Genomic DNA, 18,974 nt, shown 5'->3' on the forward strand with positions numbered 1-18,974 from the left:
ATTACTTTATATCACAGGAAACACTGTTTTGAGCAAAGTCTGAGGTGATTTGTAGGGCGCATTTACCTATAATAGCGCCACCTCTGACCCTGTAATTATAAATAATAAGGTGATAAGACGTGATGGAGATCATCCGCGGAGCCCCCGCACTCTCGGCATTCAGAGTGCAAAAGCTGATGCAGGCCTGTGAAGCCGCTCAGCTTCCGGTAAAGCAAATCTATGCCGAATACGTTCATTTGGCTTATTTGAGCGAAGCGCTCACCCCCGATGACCAAGCGCAGTTGAGTAAGATTCTCACCTACGGTCCGGCCATCGAATCCCACGAACCCCAAGGCACTCTCCTTTTTGTTACTCCCCGTCCCGGTACTATTTCTCCCTGGTCTTCCAAAGCCACCGACATTGCCCACAACTGCGGCCTCAAGCAGGTAAAACGTCTGGAGCGCGGTCTGGCTTACTATGTGGAATCCGATACTCTGAGCGGCGAACAGCTCAAGAGCCTCAAGGCGCTGCTGCACGACCGCATGATGGAAGTGGTTCTGGACAGCTTTGAAGCGGCCGATATGCTGTTTGCCCGCACTGAGCCCAAGCCTTTTGTCAGCGTTAACATTCTCGGCGAAGGCCGCCGGGCGCTGGAAATCGCCAACCGCGAAATGGGCCTGGCCCTGGCCGATGATGAAATCGACTACCTGGTCACCAATTTCCTGCGCCTTGAGCGCAACCCCAACGACATTGAACTTATGATGTTCGCCCAGGCGAACTCAGAGCACTGTCGTCACAAGATCTTCAACGCCGACTGGACCATTGACGGCGAAGTGCAGCCCAAGTCGCTGTTCAAGATGATCAAGAATACCTATGAGAAGACCCCGGACTATGTGTTGTCGGCCTATAAAGACAACGCCGCGGTAATGACAGGTTTTGAAGCCGGGCGTTTCTTCCCCGACAGTGACGGCGTTTATCGCTATCACACAGAGCCGATGCATATTCTGATGAAGGTGGAGACCCACAACCACCCGACCGCCATCAGTCCTTATCCTGGTGCTGCCACAGGCTCGGGCGGTGAAATCCGTGACGAAGGCGCTACCGGCCGCGGCTCCAAGCCCAAGGCGGGTTTGACCGGCTTCAGCGTATCCAACCTCAAGATCCCGGGCTTTGTGCAGCCTTGGGAAGGGGACTACGGCAAGCCGGACCGGATTGTGACCGCTTTTGACATCATGATCGACGGTCCTCTTGGCGGCGCCGCTTTCAACAACGAATTCGGTCGTCCGGCCCTGTTGGGTTACTTCCGCACTTATGAGCAGCAGGTTTGCAGCCACAACGGTGTCGAGGTGCGCGGTTATCACAAGCCTATTATGCTGGCCGGCGGCCTTGGCAACATTCGTGAAGAGCACGTACAGAAAGGGGAGATCTCCTTAGGCGCCAAGCTGATTGTACTGGGTGGTCCGGCGATGAACATTGGCCTTGGCGGCGGCGCGGCTTCCTCCATGGCGTCCGGCCAGTCCAGTGAAGATCTGGACTTTGCCTCGGTGCAGCGGGAAAACCCGGAAATGGAACGCCGCTGTCAGGAGGTTATCGACCGCTGCTGGCAGATGGGTGATGCCAACCCAATTCAGTTTATTCACGATGTGGGCGCCGGTGGTTTGTCCAACGCCTTCCCTGAGCTGGTCAGCGATGCCGGTCGCGGCGGTAAGTTTGAGCTGCGTAATGTACCTTCCGATGAGCCAGGCATGAGCCCGCTGGAGATCTGGTGTAACGAATCCCAGGAGCGTTATGTGCTGTCTGTGGCAGCCGAAAACATCGATACCTTCGCCGCCATTTGTGAGCGCGAGCGTGCGCCATTTGCCGTGGTGGGCGAGGCGGTTGCCGAGCAGCACCTGAGCCTGAGCGATGAGCACTTTGACAACAAGCCTATCGACTTGCCGCTGGAAGTCTTGCTGGGCAAACCACCCAAGATGAGCCGTGATGTAGTGAGTCAAAAGGCGCAGTCTGCGGCGCTGGATGAAGCGTCCATCGATCTCGCACAAGCCGTTAAGCGGGTGCTGACTCTGCCAACCGTTGCCGACAAGAGCTTCTTGATCACCATAGGCGATCGCACGGTAACCGGCTTGGTGAACCGCGATCAGATGGTCGGCCCCTGGCAGGTACCTGTGGCGGATTGCGCCGTTACCGCCGCCTCGTTCGACAGCTATGTGGGCGAAGCCATGTCCATGGGTGAGCGCACTCCGTTGGCCTTGCTGGATTTTGGTGCCTCGGCGCGGATGGCCGTGGCCGAATCCTTGCTGAACATGGCCGGTGCCGATATCGGCTCACTGAAGCGCATTAAGCTGTCGGCCAACTGGATGTCTGCAGCCGGTCACCCGGGTGAAGATGCCGGCCTCTATGAGGCGGTCAAGGCAGTGGGCGAAGAGCTGTGCCCTGAGCTTGAACTGACCATTCCCGTGGGTAAAGACTCGATGTCGATGAAGACCGCCTGGGAAGACAAGGGCGAGCAGAAGGCGGTTACCGCACCTATGTCGCTGATCATCACCGCCTTTGGTGCGGTGCGCGACATTCGCAATACCGTGACCCCTGAGCTGCGTACCGACAAGGGCGAAACCGTATTGCTGCTGGCCGATCTGGCCAAGGGCAAGACTCGTCTGGGCGGTTCCTGCCTGGCGCAGGTGTTCGGTGAGCTGGGCGATATCGCGCCGGATCTGGATCAGGCAGCCGTATTGAAAGCTTTCTTCGAGGTGACTCAGCAGTTGGTGGCCGAGCGGAGTTTGCTGGCTTACCACGACAAGAGTGACGGAGGTTTGTTCACCACCTTGGTGGAAATGGCCTTCGCCGGTCACACTGGTCTGAAGGTGGATATTTCTGCGCTGGCCGGCAGCGCCCTGGCGCGCCTGTTCAACGAAGAGTTGGGCGCCGTGCTGCAGGTGAGTAAGGGCCAAGCCGCCGAGATTATCAAGGCTTACACAGATGCCGGTGTGGATTGTCATCCGATAGCAGAGCTGAGCGACGATGGCCGCATCTATATCCAGGATCAGGGCGCCGAAATCTACAGTGCTTCACGTACCGAGCTGCGTAAGCTCTGGTCTGAAACCACCTACAGAATGCAGGCGCTCAGGGACAACCCTGAGTGTGCCCGTGAAGAGTTTGACCTCAAGCTGGATGAAAACGATCCCGGCCTCACGGTTAACTTAAGCTTTGATCCGGCAGAAGATGTTGCCGCGCCTTATATCCTCAAGGGCGCAGCGCCCAAGATGGCGATTTTGCGTGAGCAAGGGGTCAACTCGCATATTGAGATGGCAGCTGCGTTCGAGCGCGCCGGTTTTGAAAGCCGCGATGTGCATATGTCGGATATCCTCAGTGGCCGTATCAGCCTGGAAGAGTTCCAGGGACTGGTGGCCTGTGGCGGCTTCTCTTACGGTGACGTACTGGGCGCCGGTGAAGGTTGGGCCAAGTCCATCCTGTTCAATGGCCGTGCCCGTGAGGACTTCAGCCGCTTCTTCGAGCGTGCCGACAGCTTTGCTCTGGGTGTTTGCAACGGTTGCCAGATGCTCTCCAATCTCAAGGAGATCATTCCGGGTACCGAGCATTGGCCGCACTTTGTCCGTAACCGCTCTGAACGCTTTGAAGCGCGTTTCAGCCTGGTGGAAGTGCAGCAAAGCCCATCGCTGTTCTTCAGCGGTATGGCTGGTTCCAGAATGCCGATTGCTGTTTCCCACGGGGAAGGGCGTGCCGAGTTTGCTTCAGCTGCTGCCATGGCAGCAGCCGAGCAGAGCGGCACTGTGGCGCTGCGTTATGTCAACGGTAAAGGTGAGGTGGCCGGCTTGTATCCACAGAACCCCAACGGCTCGCCCAACGGCTTGTCCGGGATCTGTAGCCTGGATGGAAAAGTCACCATCATGATGCCTCACCCTGAGCGGGTGTTCCGTACAGTCGCCAACTCCTGGCATCCGGAAAACTGGGGTGAAGATAGCCCTTGGATGAGAATGTTCCGTAACGCCAGAGTGAAGCTGGGATAAGGTTGAAAATCATCCTATAAAAGGGAAAAAAAGGCGGGTATTTATAACCCGCCTTTTTTATTTAACTTTTGTTTCATAGTAAAAAGCACAAACCTTCAATAGCTTACATTTTGTTCAGTACATCCTTATGTAATGAAGTGTCAAAATGTAGACTTTACATCACTTAATAGGCTAAAGCCGGACTAAGACGGTAATCTCTTTTTATTAATTGCAGATATGAAAAAGCCCCATAGGGTTACCTACGGGGCTGTTTTGCGCTAACAAAACTTCAAGACAAACAATTGTTCAATTGTGATTAATAAACCAGTTGAGACTTATAAAGTTCAGCAAAAACAGGCTTATACCAGTTAACCAGACGTTCGAAAAATTTTTTCATAGCAATATCTCCACACAAAGTTCAATCATTGTGCGCGGAGGAAGGTCTGCAGATATCGATATCGACCGACCTGAGCGTCTCCTTAACACAGGCTATATAGTAGTCAATTATATCGAACTTATCAAACGAGAAATAATACATAATAAGATTAGTAAAACTAATCCGATTTATAGCTGTGTTTTTCGTTGATTTTTATATGTTTAATTTTGTGTATGTAAAACAGTTATTTATTCATAGTTGTGTGTGGGGTTTTATTTTTGTTGTTAGTATATTTAACTTTCGAAATTGTTAAAAAGTTTGTTTTATCAGGTTTTTGATTAAATCTTGGTGAAGCTTCCAAAAGTTGTTGTTATATCATATTGAAGTAAAGTGTCTAGCACATATATGGTGATTGGTCAATGTATTTTATTGGTGCCTGTGTCCCTCACCGCAAAACCCAGCTAAAGGCCGGAGTTTGATTGATTTGCGTCAAATTCAAGTGGTATAAAATCAGGGCAAATCTTAGCTGAACTAATAGCGCAAGTGACTGATATTAAATAATTTGCAAATATTGGAACACTGGCAAATGCTGATGCTGATCGCATAAGTCTGCAAAAGCGTGATTCGCCTCTCGCTCTGGCTGAAAAAAGCCGATTTTTGAGCCTTTGGAAAGCTGGGGAGAGGCAAGGCGGATCATTTGGGTGGTTTATCCGGATATCCGGGTAGATAAGAAATTAATGAACTAAGCTATCCAACTCACCACCCGCTGTCTTTGATGGGGATCTAAAGGCAGTGGGCGGAGCACCATGTAAGGAGTCACAAATGATAGTTGAAGAAGTCGTCGAGCTATCGCGCTTTCAATTTGCGCTGACAGCCATGTATCACTTCTTGTTTGTTCCTTTGACTTTGGGTCTGGCCTTTCTGCTGGCAATCATGGAATCACTTTATGTGATGACTGATAAGCAGATTTATAAGGACATGACCAAATTCTGGGGCAAGCTTTTTGGTATTAACTTTGCCCTGGGGGTTACCACAGGTCTGGCAATGGAGTTCCAGTTTGGTACCAACTGGTCTTATTACTCACACTATGTGGGTGACATTTTTGGTGCTCCTCTCGCCATCGAGGGTTTGATGGCATTCTTCCTGGAATCCACTTTCGTGGGTATGTTCTTCTTCGGTTGGGACAGATTCTCCAAGCGTCAACACCTGGCAGTAACCTGGTTGGTGGCCTTGGGAAGTAACTTGTCTGCGCTGTGGATCCTGGTTGCCAACGGCTGGATGCAAAACCCTGTGGGTAGCGTGTTCAACTATGAAACCATGCGCATGGAAATGACCAGTTTCGCAGACGTGGTACTTAACCCTGTTGCCCAGGTTAAATTTGTTCACACTGTGGCCTCCGGTTATGTGGCCGGTGCCATGTTTGTTCTGGCTATCAGTGCCTACTACATCCTCAAGAAGCGTGACTTACCTTTTGCCCGCCGTTCTTTCGCTATTGCAGCTAGCTTCGGTATGGCTTCTATCCTGTCCGTTATCGTTCTGGGTGACGAATCCGGCTACAAGGTTGGTGAAGCTCAGCGGGTTAAGCTGGCAGCAATCGAAGCTGAATGGCATACAGAACCTGCTCCGGCAGCCTTTACTGCCGTTGGTTTCCCTAATCAGGAAACTATGCATACTGACTATGCCATCAAGATCCCATACGCCATGGGTATTATCGCCACTCGCTCTATTGATGAAGAAGTGACAGGTATCAAGGATCTGGTTGCCGAGCACGAAGTTCGTATCCGTAACGGTATGAAGGCATATGCTCTGCTTGAGCAACTGCGTGCTGCCAAGGCCGACCCTGCTATTGAAGAAGACCCTGCGGTTCGCGCAGCCTTTGAAGAACAGAAAGTTGATCTGGGCTATGGCCTGCTGCTGAAGCGTTACACAGACAAAGTGGTTGATGCCACCGAAGAGCAAATTAAAGCTGCCGCGCTGGATTCTATCCCAAGTGTTGCACCACTGTTCTGGACTTTCCGTATCATGGTTGCCCTGGGTGTTGTGATGTTGGTGGTGTTTGCTGCCGCATTCTGGCAGAGCACTCGTCACCAGATTGAAGAGAAGAAGTGGGTCCTCAAGGCCGCGCTTTACAGCTTGCCTCTGCCTTGGATTGCCATCGAGTGTGGTTGGTTTGTCGCTGAGTATGGTCGCCAGCCTTGGACCATTTCAGAAGTGTTGCCGACCTTTGTGTCTGCATCCAGTCTGACCGTGAGTGATCTCTGGTTCAGTATCATCAGCATTACTTTGTTCTACACTGTGCTGCTGGTTATCGAACTCTTCCTGATGTTCAAGTTTGCGCGCCTGGGTCCCAGCAGTCTCAAGACCGGCCGTTATCACTTTGAAAAACTAGAAGCCTGAGCAGAGGGATTTCATTATGTTTGATTATGAAATAGTAAGATTTGTCTGGTGGTTGTTGGTTGGCGTTTTGCTTATTGGCTTCGCTGTGACCGATGGCTTTGATATGGGGGTTGGTGCCTTGTTGCCAATCCTCGGTAAAGACGACACTGAACGTCGGATCATGATTAACACGGTTGCTCCTCATTGGGATGGTAACCAAGTATGGTTGATTACCGGTGCCGGTGCTCTGTTCGCCGCTTGGCCAACAGTTTACGCCGTATCATTCTCCGGCTTTTATGTCGCCATGATCTTAGTGTTATTGGCGCTGTATCTACGTCCTGTGGGTTTTGACTATCGCTCCAAGATAGAAGATCCACGCTGGCGCAAGAGCTGGGACTGGGCCTTGTTTGTGGCCGGTTTTGTACCGCCACTCATCATAGGTGTTGCCTTTGGTAACCTGCTGCAAGGTGTACCGTTCAGCTTTGATGAATATATGCGTGCCCATTATGATGGCGGCCTGCTGGGTCTGCTCAATGGCTTTGGCTTGTTGGCCGGTCTGGTCAGTGCCTGTATGTTCATGATGCAGGGTGCTTGCTGGCTGCAGATGAAGACCGAAGGTGAGCTACGCCATCGCGCCGCTGCTGCCGCTCAGTTGACTGCTGTATTGCTGATAGTACTGTTTGGTGCTGCCGGTGTGTGGTTGGCTTATGGCATTGACGGCTATGTGGTGACTTCGGTTCTGGATACTAACGCCGTATCTGATCCAACTCAGAAGACAGTTGAAGTGGTAGCCGGTGCTTGGCTGGCCAACTATGACAAGTATCCAGTGACTATGCTGTTCCCGGCTCTGGGCCTGTTGGCTCCTGCCTTGGTACTGCTGACCAGCCGTTTCGGCCGTAGTGGTTTCGCCTTCCTGTTCAGCTCACTGGCCATTGCCGGTATCATACTGACTTGTGGTGCAGCTATGTTCCCATTCGTGATGCCTTCATCACAGGATCCTAACGTCAGCCTGACCATGTGGGATGCCACTGCCAGTCAGATGGCACTGAACGTTATGACTTGGGTGGCAATTATCTTTGTTCCTATTGTGCTTAGTTATACTTGTTGGACCTACTTCAAGATGTATGGTCGCTTGAATCGCAAGCACATTGAAAACAACAGCGCATCACTGTACTAAGGAGCCTGAATTATGTGGTATTTCACTTGGATACTCGGCATTTTATTGGCTTGTTCTTTCGGCATCATCAATGCTCTCTGGCTGGAAAATACAGAGAACATGGATAGAGATACTGAAGATAAGTGATAGCTTGAGTTAAACTCAAAGGCCTCCGCTCTGCGGGGGCTTTTGTCTTTTTAAGGGGGACTATGGGTGATATACGATGAGTTCGAGCCCAGAGGGTCGCTGCAAGTCAGTGAAACCGAGGCGACTGAGCTGATTGAAAACTGGCTCAGGCAAGACAGGATGCGGATGCAGGCACTTGAGTGTGTTGCAAACCTTGGGCCTATTGATGCCTGGCTGGCGGCGGGGTTTGTTCGTAACCTGGTGTGGGACAAGTTGCACGGCACTGTATCCAGGCTCAGCGATATAGATGTGATCTACTTTGAGCCAAGCGACCACTCGGAAGTCACCGACAGGGCCTATGAGGCCAAGTTGGTCGCCGCGCTCGACTTACCATGGTCGGTAAAGAACCAAGCCAGGATGCACCTTAAAAACAATCATCAGCCCTATGTTTCAGTGTCTGATGCCATGAGTTACTGGCCTGAGCAGCAAACGGCCCTGGCTGTCAGGTTGAGGGCAGGGGAGTTGCAACTGCTTAATCTATTCCCGCTAGGCCCTTTGCTGGCGTTGGAACTCAGCCCTAATCCTAAGAGCACTCCCGGAGTATTCGAGAGTCGGCTCAAGGCCAAGAACTGGTTGGCAGACTATCCGTTATTAAAGACTCCGTTATTAAAGACTCCGTTATTAAAAACTCCATTACTCGAAACATTGTTCTAGGCTCACACACTCAAACGCCTGTGGCTCCATTATTTTCGTTGAATCCCTCCTCACTTGAACAATTGGCTTGCCGTTATTGCAGATGAATATCTTCTGTCGAGTGGCCTCCATTTTTGATTTATGTTCTCAAATATTCGTTGATCTCTCCGACATGTTTTAGTTGAAAATACCGCTTAAAGAACATTTTTCAGCATTTATATCTGACACCGGTTGTTAAGTTTTGGTTGCTTTTCGCTTGGGTGCGTCTGTTCGAAAAATGTACTTTTATTTCACTTTAGGGATAGTGAAGTTTTGAGCTGGCTCACTTAATTTAAAGGTGCAATATCAATAAATCTTTAGTTTGTGTGATCTGTTTCGCGCTTGTGCTATCTCAAACTGGGTATCACTCGAAACGCTTGATGCAGATCAAAAATGTGAAGGGTTAAATCTGGCAGTGTGGCCTCAGTTGTTATGGATGTAATAAAAAACAAAGCGCTGTGTTGTCGCTACGGAGTGAGATGATGAAAAAAAATATCGTATCAGGATTGATTGCCGCCGCCCTTTTTTCTACTGTTGCTGCCCCTGCACTGGCCCACAAGGCCGGTGATTTTATCGTTCGTGCCGGTGCTGTTGTAGTCGCCCCGGACGAGTCTAGCCCGGTTGTGGCCGATATCGCCTCTTTTGGCGTGGACAATAACACCCAGTTGGGTTTGAACTTCGGCTATATGCTGACAGATAACTTTGGTATCGAACTGCTGGCCGCGACCCCGTTCAGCCATGACGTATCTCTGGGTGCACTTGGCAAGATTGCCGAAACTAAGCATTTGCCGCCTACCTTGGTGGCCCAGTATTACTTCGGTAATGCCGAGTCCAAGCTGCGTCCTTACGTGGGTGTCGGTGTTAACTACACCAACTTCTTCGACAATGACTTCACCGATGAAGCTAAAGGTCTGGGTCTGGACAACCTGAGTTTGAGCAACTCTTGGGGCTGGGCCGCACAAGCGGGTCTGGATTACCAAATCAATGATAATTGGTTGGTGAACGCTTCAGTTTGGTATGCCAAGATCAGTACAGACGTGAAATTCACTATGGGTGGAGCCGAGCAAGTTGTTGATACTGACATCGATCCTTGGGTCTATATGGTCAGCATAGGTTACACTTTCTAACGTCTTCCAAGCCCAAGCTCCCAACCCAAGAGCTCTCAACCATAAAAAAGGCGCCTCCGGCGCCTTTTTTATGGTCAACAATGAGAAGTTTATTTTATCTCTATTGCCCTCTGCGTTTCTTCACCTTCCAGTGGCGGGTATTGTAGATAAACTCAGGCAGTAGTTTGGTGAGCCAGGCAACCGTCGCCCAGCGTTTGGTGACATAGACCCGGCGTTTGCCTTTTTGCAGGGCGCGGATGATTTGCCCGGCTACCACATCTACGGGTGATAACCACAGCTTACTTTGTTGCAGCGCTGCTTTATCCAGCAACCCCAATTGAATATCCGTAATGGTGATCGGTAGCTTGAGCCTTTGAGCATGCATGGACAACCCCTCGAGATAGTTGATTCCAAAGGCTTTGGAGGCATGAAAAGCCACGCTGGGGCCACCGCGAAGACCGGCAATGGAGTTGATGGCCGCAAGCTGACCATAACCTTGCTCGCGAAATAGCCTGAAAGCTGTATTGCAGACGGCGGCAAAGCCACGGACATTGACACTGATGATCTCATCTTCAAGCTGCCAGGGCAGATCCGGATGATAGGAGTTGAGCCCGGTATTGACCAACACCAGATGTGCGCCCCCCAACTGTTGCCAAATCTGTTCCAGCTCGGCTATCAAGGTTTGCGGTTTATCTATGTCCAGGCCAAACACTTGAGCCTCGGTTGCCAGGGTGGCGGCAAACTCTTTCAATGAGTCGGGATCCTGTGCCAGCAATGCCAGTTTAGTGCCTTCATCGGCCAGGCGGCGGGCTATTTCACGGCTGAGGAGTGAGCTGGCGCCCACAATAATCGCAGTTGCTTGTGTCATAAGGATATTTGAACTCAAAAATGGAGTCCTATGATAGGATTATCCTCACAGGTTCTCAATGATTAAACTTGGATGTATAGACATCCAGAAGTCTTTGTGTATGATTAGGAGCTAGCAATGAAAATGACAGGCAACTGGCTGCGCATGCCAATGATGGCGGCTGTAGCAGGAATGATGGCACTCACAGGTTGTGCAACCCCGAATGCCACAGTCGAAATTGATGGCGATGTCTGGTACCGCGAACGTATTGCCCTGCCACCGGAAGCCGTATTGACGGTTCAGGTTCAGGACGTTTCCAAGGCGGATGCTCCGGCAGAAGTGCTGGCGGTTATTCAGCGCGACAGCGTAACCAGTCCAACGCCTTTTAAGTTCATTCTTGCCCGGGATCAGTTCCAGAGTGGCCACAGCTACAGTGTCAGCGCCAGGATCACCCTCAAGGATGACTTACTCTTTATCAATACCCAGGCCTATCCTGTCAATATCGACAAGGTTGAGCCTGTATCAATCATGGTGCAAAAGGTAGGGCGCTAACAGGAATAACGAGCCAAGCGCCTTGCCCTGAAAGTTCAGGAGAGGCGCTTTATGCCCGTAAGAATACCCGATAACCTGCCAGCCGCCGGTGTGCTTGAGTCGGAGAACATTTTTGTTATGTCCGAGAGCCGGGCGGCGATGCAGGATATACGGCCGATGAAGGTGTTGATCCTCAATCTGATGCCCAACAAGATTGAGACAGAAACTCAGTTGCTGCGGCTGTTGGGCAACACTCCGTTGCAGGTGGATATCGATCTGCTCAGGATCCACGACAAAGAGTCGAAACATACGCCGAGCGATCACCTCAATACCTTTTACCGTGACTTTGAAGATGTGCGCCATCGCAACTATGATGGCCTGATCATCACTGGCGCCCCCTTGGGACAGCTCGATTTCGAGGAGGTCACCTATTGGGATCATATCCGCGAGATTATCGATTGGTCACAGGAGCATGTCACCTCGGTACTGTTTCTCTGCTGGGCGGCCCACGCCGGTTTTTATCACCTGTATCAACTTGAGCGCAAGATCCTCACTGAAAAATGCTCCGGGGTATATCAGCATAGGCGTATTCGCGCCCACGTGCCCTTGCTGCGCGGCTTTGATGATGAGTTTTATGCTCCGCACTCCCGTTATGCCCAGATGGATGTGGACGAGCTTAAGGCGCATCCTGAACTGACTGTCCTGGCCGAGTCAGACCAAGCCGGTGCCTATCTGGTGATCAGTAAGGATAATCGCAACCTGTTTGTGATAGGGCATCCGGAGTATCGCAAGTCGACCCTTAAAGATGAGTATCAAAGAGATCTGGCGGCCGGTTTGGCGCCCAAGATCCCGCAAAACTATTTTCGCAACGATGACCCAGAGGCAGAAGCGATTGCCCGTTGGTATAGTCATGGCAGTCTACTGATCAGCAACTGGCTCAACTATTATGTCTACCAGTTGACCCCTTATGACTTATCGGATCTCAGTGCTATTACGCCCTGGGAACAGAGTAGCTGAGCTGCAAATGCCAAATGTTTTGTTGGCGGGAGTCGCAGTCTTGTGACTCAAGGAAGGTGCGAACAAGTCCCATGTGTGCTCTGCGTCGGCTTACGGGCCTGGATGCAAGGCGTGGTTCGCAGCAAATGGCCCTAGTCCTTCGCAAGAGGCACAACACAGCAGGCAGGCCTGTAAGCCACGCCCTTCGAGGCTTTCACAGCAACCGGCTCTCTGCGTTATCCGACTTTGACAGGCCCCGGCATGCCTTCAGTCAGATGCCTTGAACGCCAATTGCTGTGCAAGCCACTCTCTACAAAAGAGAAGGCCACGAGGACTTATTCGCGTCCTAAAGGGCTTAGCTCATATCAAGCCAGATGTCGTCAGCCTCTACTGCTTATGCTTCCTTAAACTGATATTTCCTTCTCTAATATTTTCTAAGCCGTAGTGTTTTGGCTTTCTTTCAGGGCACGCGCTGTCATCCTGCTGTAAATCCTCCCTGACAAAAATACCTATAAACAGAGCCTGTATTAGACTAATTATTACTTGCCTTACGTTCGCGTAAACGTCAAAGTGGCAGCAACAGAGTGCAAATTTGCTGCACCTAACACCGCCGGCCTGCTGTTGGGCCGGTGTTTGGGTGCCCAACAAGGGAGTCAACAATGAGTCGTCCTCAGGATATTGTTATCGTCGCCGCCAAACGAACCGCCATGGGCGGTTTTCAGGGCTGTCTTTCCACTGTGCCTTCTCCTCAGCTGGCGGCTTCCAGCATCAAGGCCTTGGTGGAAACTACAGGAGTGAAGGGCGAACAGGTCGATGAAGTGCTGATGGGATGTGTATTGCCGGCCGGCCTCGGTCAGGCCCCTGCCAGACAGGCGGTTTTAGGGGCAGGTTTGCCCCAGTCTGTTGGCGCAACCACAGTCAACAAGGTGTGCGGCTCAGGGATGAAAACCGTGATGCTGGCGCACGATCTTATCAAGGCCGGCAGTGCCAATATCGTGATTGCCGGAGGTATGGAGAGCATGAGTCAGGCGCCATATTTGCTGGATAAGGCTCGCGGCGGCATGCGCATGGGCCACGGCAAGGTGCTGGATCATATGTTCCTCGATGGGCTGGAAGATGCCTATACAGGGGGCGCCATGGGAACTTTTGCCCAGAAAACCGCCGACGATTTTGGCCTGACCCGTGAAGCCATGGACGCTTTCGCCCTGAGCTCACTGGAAAAAGCCAATGCGGCCATCACCTCAGGTGCCTTCAAGGAGGAGATAGTCCCGGTAACCGTAAGCAGCCGCCGCGGCGATACTCTGATTGATACCGATGAGCAGCCCGGCAATGCCCGCCCTGACAAGATCCCGGCGCTACGTCCCGCTTTTGCCAAAGACGGCACCATTACCGCCGCCAACTCCAGTTCGATTTCCGACGGTGCCGCCAGTTTGATGCTGATGAGCCGTGAACAAGCTGAAAGCCTGGGGCTGGCAGTGATGGCTACCATCAAGGGCCATGCTACCCATTCCCAAGAGCCGGCCATGTTTACCACGGCGCCTGTGGGCGCCATGCAAAAACTCTTGGCACAGACCGGCTGGAGCAAGGATGAGGTCGACCTTTTCGAAATCAACGAAGCCTTCGCCATGGTGACCATGTTGGCCATCAGTGAGTTGGGACTGGATGCCGCCAAGGTCAACGTCAATGGCGGTGCCTGTGCGCTCGGTCATCCGATAGGTTGCTCCGGCGCCCGTCTGCTGGTGACTCTCATTCATGCGCTCAAGGCCCGAGGCCTCAAGCGTGGTATGGCATCGCTGTGCATAGGTGGTGGTGAAGCCACAGCCATGGCGATTGAGATCTGATATCCAGTCGGCCGCGACAGCGGCCGGCAACAAATTAAAGTAATCAACAAGACAGGACACGGCGCCATCAAAAAGCAGCCACAAGAGCTGTCGGTGCGTCGTCCTACTACCTACAAGGAATTCTTATGAGCACACAAGTCAAGCACTACATAGATGGCGAATTCGTCAACGGTTCCGGCAGCAAGCAGATCAATGTTACCAATCCGGCCAACAATGAGACCATCGCCTTTATCAACTGTGCGACCCAGCCGGAAGTTGAGCGCGCCATCGCCAGCGCCAAGGAAGCCTTCAAGAGCTGGAAGGAAGTGGCCGTTTCCGAACGCGCTCGGGTAATGCTGCGTTATCAGCACCTTTTGAAAGAGCACCATGACGAGCTGGCTACCATTTTGGCTCAGGAAACGGGTAAAACCTTTGAAGATGCCAAGGGCGATGTCTGGCGCGGCATCGAAGTGGCCGAGCATGCCTGCAACATCGCCTCCTTGCTGATGGGTGAAACGGTTGAGAACGTGGCCCGCAGCATAGATACCTACTCCTACACTCAGCCGCTGGGTGTCTGTGCCGGGATTACGCCATTCAACTTCCCGGCGATGATCCCGCTGTGGATGTTTCCGCTGGCTATCGCCTGCGGCAACACCTTCGTTCTCAAGCCGTCTGAGCAGGACCCAATGACGCCGCAGCGTCTGGTGGAGTTGTTTGAACAGGCCGGGGCTCCCAAGGGGGTGCTGCAGCTGGTTCATGGTGATAAAACGGCGGTTGATGTACTGCTGTCTCACCCGGATATCAAGGCGATTTCCTTTGTGGGCTCTGTGGGCGTGGGTCAGTACATCTACAAGACAGGCACTGACAACCTCAAGCGGGTGCAGGCCTTTGCCGGTGCCAAGAACCACTGCGTGATCATGCCTGATGCCAACAAGCAGCAAGTGATCAATAACCTGGTGGGCGCCTCGGTTGGCGCTGCCGGTCAACGCTGTATGGCGCTGTCGGTCGCTGTGTTTGTCGGCGCCGCCAAAGAGTGGATCCCTGAGCTGAAAGAAGCCCTGTCCAAGGTGCGTCCCGGTCTTTGGGATGACAAGGAAGCCGGTTACGGCCCACTCATCAGCCCGGCCGCTAAAGAGCGTGTGCTCAAGCTTATCGCCGAGGGCAAGGCCGAAGGCGCCGAGTGTCTGCTTGATGGTTCCGACTGCACTGTACCCGGTTATGAGTCAGGCAACTGGGTCGGCCCGACCATGTTCGACAAGGTAACCACGGACATGAGCATCTACAAGGAAGAGATCTTCGGCCCTGTGCTCTGCTGTATGGAAGCCGAGTCGCTGGAAGATGCCATTGAGCTGGTTAACGCCAGTCCTTACGGCAACGGCACCTCTATCTTTACTGCCAGCGGCGCCGCGGCGCGTAAGTATCAGCATGAAATTGAAGTGGGTCAGGTGGGTATCAACGTGCCCATTCCAGTGCCGCTGCCATTTTTCTCTTTCACGGGTTGGAAGGGCAGCTTCTACGGCGATCAGCACGCCTACGGCAAGCAGGCGGTGCGTTTTTACACAGAGACCAAAACCATCACCAGCCGTTGGTTCGAGTCTGATATCGCCTCTGGTCCCAACATGACTATCGCCCTCAAATAATAGTGTGAGCCCAAGGGCACCGGCAATGGCCGGTGCCCCTTTTTAATCGCAACAGTAAATAACAAGAGATCCGGCATCACCGGATCACCGCAAGACGCAGAGATCTGCGCACAGGAGTCAAGCATGGATTTCAATCTCAACGAAGATCAGCGCCAATTCGCCGAGCTGGCCCGCCAGTTTGCCGCCGATGAACTGGCCCCATTTGCCGCCAAATGGGATGAGGAGCATCACTTTCCCAAAGACGTGATCCAAAGAGCCGGGGAGCTGGGATTCTGTTCACTCTATTCTCCCGAGTCGGAAGGCGGCATGGGCCTGTCGCGTCTGGATGCCTCGATTATTTTTGAAGAGCTGGCCAAGGGCTGCACTGCCACCACAGCCATGCTGACCATTCACAACATGGCCACCTGGATGGTGACGACCTGGGGCCAGCAAAGTCTGCGGGCCGAGTGGTCTGAAGCACTGACCACAGGCAGCAAGCTGGCTTCTTACTGCCTGACCGAGCCGGGTTCAGGCAGTGACGCCGCTTCACTTGCCACCCGCGCCGAGCGCGACGGCGATGAGTATGTGATTAACGGCTCCAAGATGTTTATCTCGGGCGCCGGCGCCACCGAGCTTTTGGTGGTGATGTGCCGCACCGGTGAGGCCGGCCCCAAGGGCATTTCGGCGATTGCCATCCCGGCTGATGCCAAGGGCGTTATCTACGGCAAGGCCGAGGACAAGATGGGCTGGAACGCCCAGCCAACCAGACTCATTACTTTTGAAAACGTGCGGGTGCCGGTTAATCATCTGTTGGGTGAGGAAGGCCAGGGCTTTACCTTCGCCATGAAGGGCCTGGATGGCGGCCGCATCAATATCGCCACCTGCTCTGTGGGTACTGCTCAGGCTGCGCTTGAGCGCGCCACCGAATATATGCATGAGCGCAAGCAGTTCGGCAAACCACTGGCCGCCTTCCAGGCGCTGCAGTTCAAGCTGGCCGACATGGCCACAGAACTGGTCGCCGCGCGGCAGATGGTGCGTCTGGCGGCATTTAAGCTGGACAGCGGCGATCCCGAAGCCACGGCTTATTGCGCCATGGCCAAGCGTTTTGCCACAGACATAGGGTTTGCCGTGTGTGACAGCGCGCTGCAAATTCACGGCGGTTACGGCTACATCCGCGAATACCCGCTGGAGCGACATTTCCGTGATGTACGGGTACACCAGATCCTGGAAGGAACCAATGAGATTATGCGCCTTATCATCGCCCGCCGTCTGCTGGATGAGCATGCCGGCGAGATCCTCTAAGGCCACACCCATTTAACCGAATTGCAAGGAGTCATTCATGTCTTTTTTGATTGAGCATATCGAAGGCCATACGGCTGTTCTGACCATCAATAATCCACCGGCCAACACCTGGACGGCCGAGAGCCTCAATGAACTGCGCCTCAAGGTGGAAGAGCTCAACAATGATCCCGATATCTATGCCTTGGTACTGACAGGGGAAGGGGAGAAATTCTTCTCGGCCGGCGCCGATCTCAAGCTGTTTGCCGACGGTGATAAAGGCAATGCCGCCACCATGGCACGCTGTTTTGGCGAAGCATTTGAAACCCTGAGCGCCTTTCGTGGTGTGTCTATTGCCGCCATTAACGGCTATGCCATGGGCGGCGGTTTGGAAGTGGCACTGGCCTGTGATATCCGTATCGCCGAAGAGCAGGCGCAGCTGGCATTACCCGAGGCTACAGTTGGCCTGCTGCCTTGCGCCGGCGGCACCCAGAATCTGACCGCTCTGGTCGGTGAGGGCTGGGCCAAGCGGATGATCCTGTGCGGTGAGCGAATCGATGCCGCCAAGGCCCGTGAGATTGGCCTGGTCGAAGAGGTAGTTGGTAAGGGTGAGGCCCTAAGCGCCGCCATTGCGCTGGCGACCAAGGCCGCCAAGCAGAGCCCATCGAGCGTGACCGTTTGCAAGCAGTTGATCCAGGCCGGACGTAATATGCCAAGAGCTCAGGCACTGCCGCTGGAGCGTGAGCTGTTTGTGGCTCTGTTTGACACCCAAGATCAGAAAGAAGGGGTCAATGCCTTCCTGGAGAAGCGCGCAGCCAACTGGAAAAACGCATAAGGAGGCGCTGATATGAGTCATGAAGTGGTATTTCAGACCCTGGGAACCGCCAGCGGCAAGTTGATTGGTGTGGCCACACTTAATGTAGAAAAAGCACTCAATGCACTGAACCTCAACATGGTGCGTTTGCTGGCCAAGCAGTTGGCTGCCTGGAAACAGGATGAGCAGATTGCCTGCGTGATCCTCGACGGCAGCGGCGACAAGGCCTTTTGCGCCGGTGGTGATGTGCGGGCGCTGTATCAGGCGCAGCAGGCCAATCCCGGCAGTTACACCCAGGAAGCCCGGGTGTTTTTCGAAGAGGAGTATCGGCTCGACTTTCAGCTGCATACCTTCGGTAAGCCTGTATTGGTTTGGGGTGACGGCATAGTGATGGGTGGTGGTCTGGGGCTGATGATAGGTGCCAGCCACAGGGTATTGACCGAGCGCTCGCGCATCGCCATGCCTGAGGTCACCATTGGCCTTTACCCGGATGTCGGCGGCAGCTATTTTCTCGGCCGCATGCCGGGTAAAACTGGGCTGTTTCTCGGCCTGACCGCCTACAATATGAATGCGGCCGATGCCCGTTATACCGGCATTGGCAATCATTTTCTGGCCTCAACGGATAAAGAGCGCATGCTCGATGCCATGGCGACGGTTAACTGGGGCAATAACACCAGTCTCAACCAGCAGAAGCTGCATGATCTGCTCAATGAATTGGAAACCCAGAGTGAAGAGCGTCCCGGCAGCAGTCGCTTGAAGGGCCATCAGGCTCAGATAGATGAGCTGATGACCGGGGATATGGCGGAAATTCTCGTCAAGATGCAGACCTTGGAAACCGAAGAGGGCTGGTTGCAGCGTGCCCGTGACACCATGCTGAGCGGCAGCCCGCTGAGCTGGGCGCTGGCCTACGAGCAGTCAAGGCTTGGGACTGACATGAGCCTGGCGGATTGTTTCCGCTTCGAGCTGGGTCTCAGCCTCAACTGCTGCGCCATAGGTGATTTTTGTGAGGGTGTCAGGGCGCTGCTTATCGACAAGGACCGTAATCCCAACTGGCGTTACGGCAAGGGCAAGATAGCACCGCAAGAAGCGGTATCTGCCTTGCTCGAGTCGCCATTTGAACATGAACACCCATTGGCCGATCTGTAACAGGCCTAACTGCAAGATTGACCGGTGTCTTTGGTTAAGGCGTCGGCAAACAAGATTCCAACAGGGAG

Annotated in this window: 15 protein-coding genes; 13 read left to right on the forward strand and 2 right to left on the reverse strand. The window is 53.1% G+C overall.

The window, feature by feature from the left end; genetic code table 11:
- Positions 1–122 precede the first annotated feature (122 nt).
- Positions 123–4,004 (forward strand): phosphoribosylformylglycinamidine synthase, encoded by a 3,882-nt coding sequence (purL, locus tag RC73_RS00345; RefSeq protein WP_039032768.1) that lies wholly within the window; start codon positions 123–125, stop codon positions 4,002–4,004.
- Positions 4,005–4,912: 908 nt separating this feature from the next.
- Here purL and RC73_RS20700 read toward each other — a convergent pair.
- Positions 4,913–5,056: a hypothetical protein gene (locus RC73_RS20700; RefSeq protein ID WP_160289551.1), complete on the reverse strand. Its 144-nt coding sequence runs from the start codon at positions 5,054–5,056 to the stop codon at positions 4,913–4,915.
- A gap of 125 nt (positions 5,057–5,181) precedes the next feature.
- Between RC73_RS20700 and RC73_RS00350 the strand changes: the two genes are divergently transcribed.
- The 5 genes from RC73_RS00350 to ompW all read left to right on the forward strand — a co-directional run bounded on the left by RC73_RS00350 (position 5,182) and on the right by ompW (position 9,876).
- Positions 5,182–6,756, forward strand: a complete 1,575-nt coding sequence (locus RC73_RS00350) for a cytochrome ubiquinol oxidase subunit I (protein ID WP_039032769.1) — start codon at positions 5,182–5,184, stop codon at positions 6,754–6,756.
- A gap of 16 nt (positions 6,757–6,772) precedes the next feature.
- Positions 6,773–7,912, forward strand: coding sequence for a cytochrome d ubiquinol oxidase subunit II (gene cydB, locus RC73_RS00355; RefSeq protein ID WP_039032770.1), 1,140 nt, complete (start codon positions 6,773–6,775; stop codon positions 7,910–7,912).
- A 12-nt stretch (positions 7,913–7,924) separates the two neighbouring features.
- The gene (gene cydX, locus RC73_RS19980) at positions 7,925–8,038 is read left to right on the forward strand and encodes a cytochrome bd-I oxidase subunit CydX (RefSeq protein WP_039032771.1); all 114 of its coding nucleotides are present in this window, start codon (positions 7,925–7,927) and stop codon (positions 8,036–8,038) included.
- A gap of 66 nt (positions 8,039–8,104) precedes the next feature.
- Positions 8,105–8,731 carry a nucleotidyltransferase family protein gene (locus RC73_RS00365; RefSeq protein ID WP_226684086.1) on the forward strand — a complete coding sequence of 209 codons (627 nt, stop codon included), beginning with the start codon at positions 8,105–8,107 and terminating at the stop codon, positions 8,729–8,731.
- 497 nt (positions 8,732–9,228) lie between these two features.
- A complete protein-coding gene (gene ompW, locus RC73_RS00370) occupies positions 9,229–9,876 on the forward strand; it encodes an outer membrane protein OmpW (protein ID WP_039032772.1) in 648 nt (215 codons plus the stop codon).
- A 100-nt stretch (positions 9,877–9,976) separates the two neighbouring features.
- Here the strand turns inward: ompW and RC73_RS00375 are convergent, their stop codons facing one another.
- A complete protein-coding gene (locus RC73_RS00375) occupies positions 9,977–10,723 on the reverse strand; it encodes an SDR family NAD(P)-dependent oxidoreductase (protein WP_039032773.1) in 747 nt (248 codons plus the stop codon).
- 117 nt (positions 10,724–10,840) lie between these two features.
- On the opposite strand from RC73_RS00375, the gene RC73_RS00380 reads away from it, so the two are divergent.
- The 7 genes from RC73_RS00380 (at position 10,841) to RC73_RS00415 (ending at position 18,906) form a co-directional block, all read left to right on the forward strand.
- On the forward strand, positions 10,841–11,254 hold the full coding sequence (locus RC73_RS00380) for a YbaY family lipoprotein (protein ID WP_039032774.1): 414 nt from the start codon (positions 10,841–10,843) through the stop codon (positions 11,252–11,254).
- Positions 11,255–11,305: 51 nt separating this feature from the next.
- The gene (gene metA / locus RC73_RS00385; protein WP_039032775.1) at positions 11,306–12,250 is read left to right on the forward strand and encodes a homoserine O-acetyltransferase MetA; all 945 of its coding nucleotides are present in this window, start codon (positions 11,306–11,308) and stop codon (positions 12,248–12,250) included.
- A 638-nt stretch (positions 12,251–12,888) separates the two neighbouring features.
- Positions 12,889–14,070: a thiolase family protein gene (locus RC73_RS00395; protein ID WP_039032777.1), complete on the forward strand. Its 1,182-nt coding sequence runs from the start codon at positions 12,889–12,891 to the stop codon at positions 14,068–14,070.
- Between the two features lie 125 nt (positions 14,071–14,195).
- A complete protein-coding gene (locus RC73_RS00400) occupies positions 14,196–15,689 on the forward strand; it encodes a CoA-acylating methylmalonate-semialdehyde dehydrogenase (RefSeq protein ID WP_025009786.1) in 1,494 nt (497 codons plus the stop codon).
- 123 nt (positions 15,690–15,812) lie between these two features.
- Positions 15,813–16,970 carry an acyl-CoA dehydrogenase family protein gene (locus RC73_RS00405; protein WP_025009787.1) on the forward strand — a complete coding sequence of 386 codons (1,158 nt, stop codon included), beginning with the start codon at positions 15,813–15,815 and terminating at the stop codon, positions 16,968–16,970.
- Positions 16,971–17,007: 37 nt separating this feature from the next.
- Entirely contained in the window at positions 17,008–17,781 is a 774-nt protein-coding gene (locus RC73_RS00410; RefSeq protein ID WP_039032778.1) for an enoyl-CoA hydratase, read from the forward strand.
- 12 nt (positions 17,782–17,793) lie between these two features.
- On the forward strand, positions 17,794–18,906 hold the full coding sequence (locus RC73_RS00415; protein ID WP_039032779.1) for an enoyl-CoA hydratase/isomerase family protein: 1,113 nt from the start codon (positions 17,794–17,796) through the stop codon (positions 18,904–18,906).
- Positions 18,907–18,974: the final 68 nt, after the last annotated feature.

Source organism: Shewanella sp. ECSMB14102 (genome assembly GCF_000813075.1).
GTDB classification, from domain to species: Bacteria; Pseudomonadota; Gammaproteobacteria; order Enterobacterales; family Shewanellaceae; genus Shewanella; species Shewanella indica.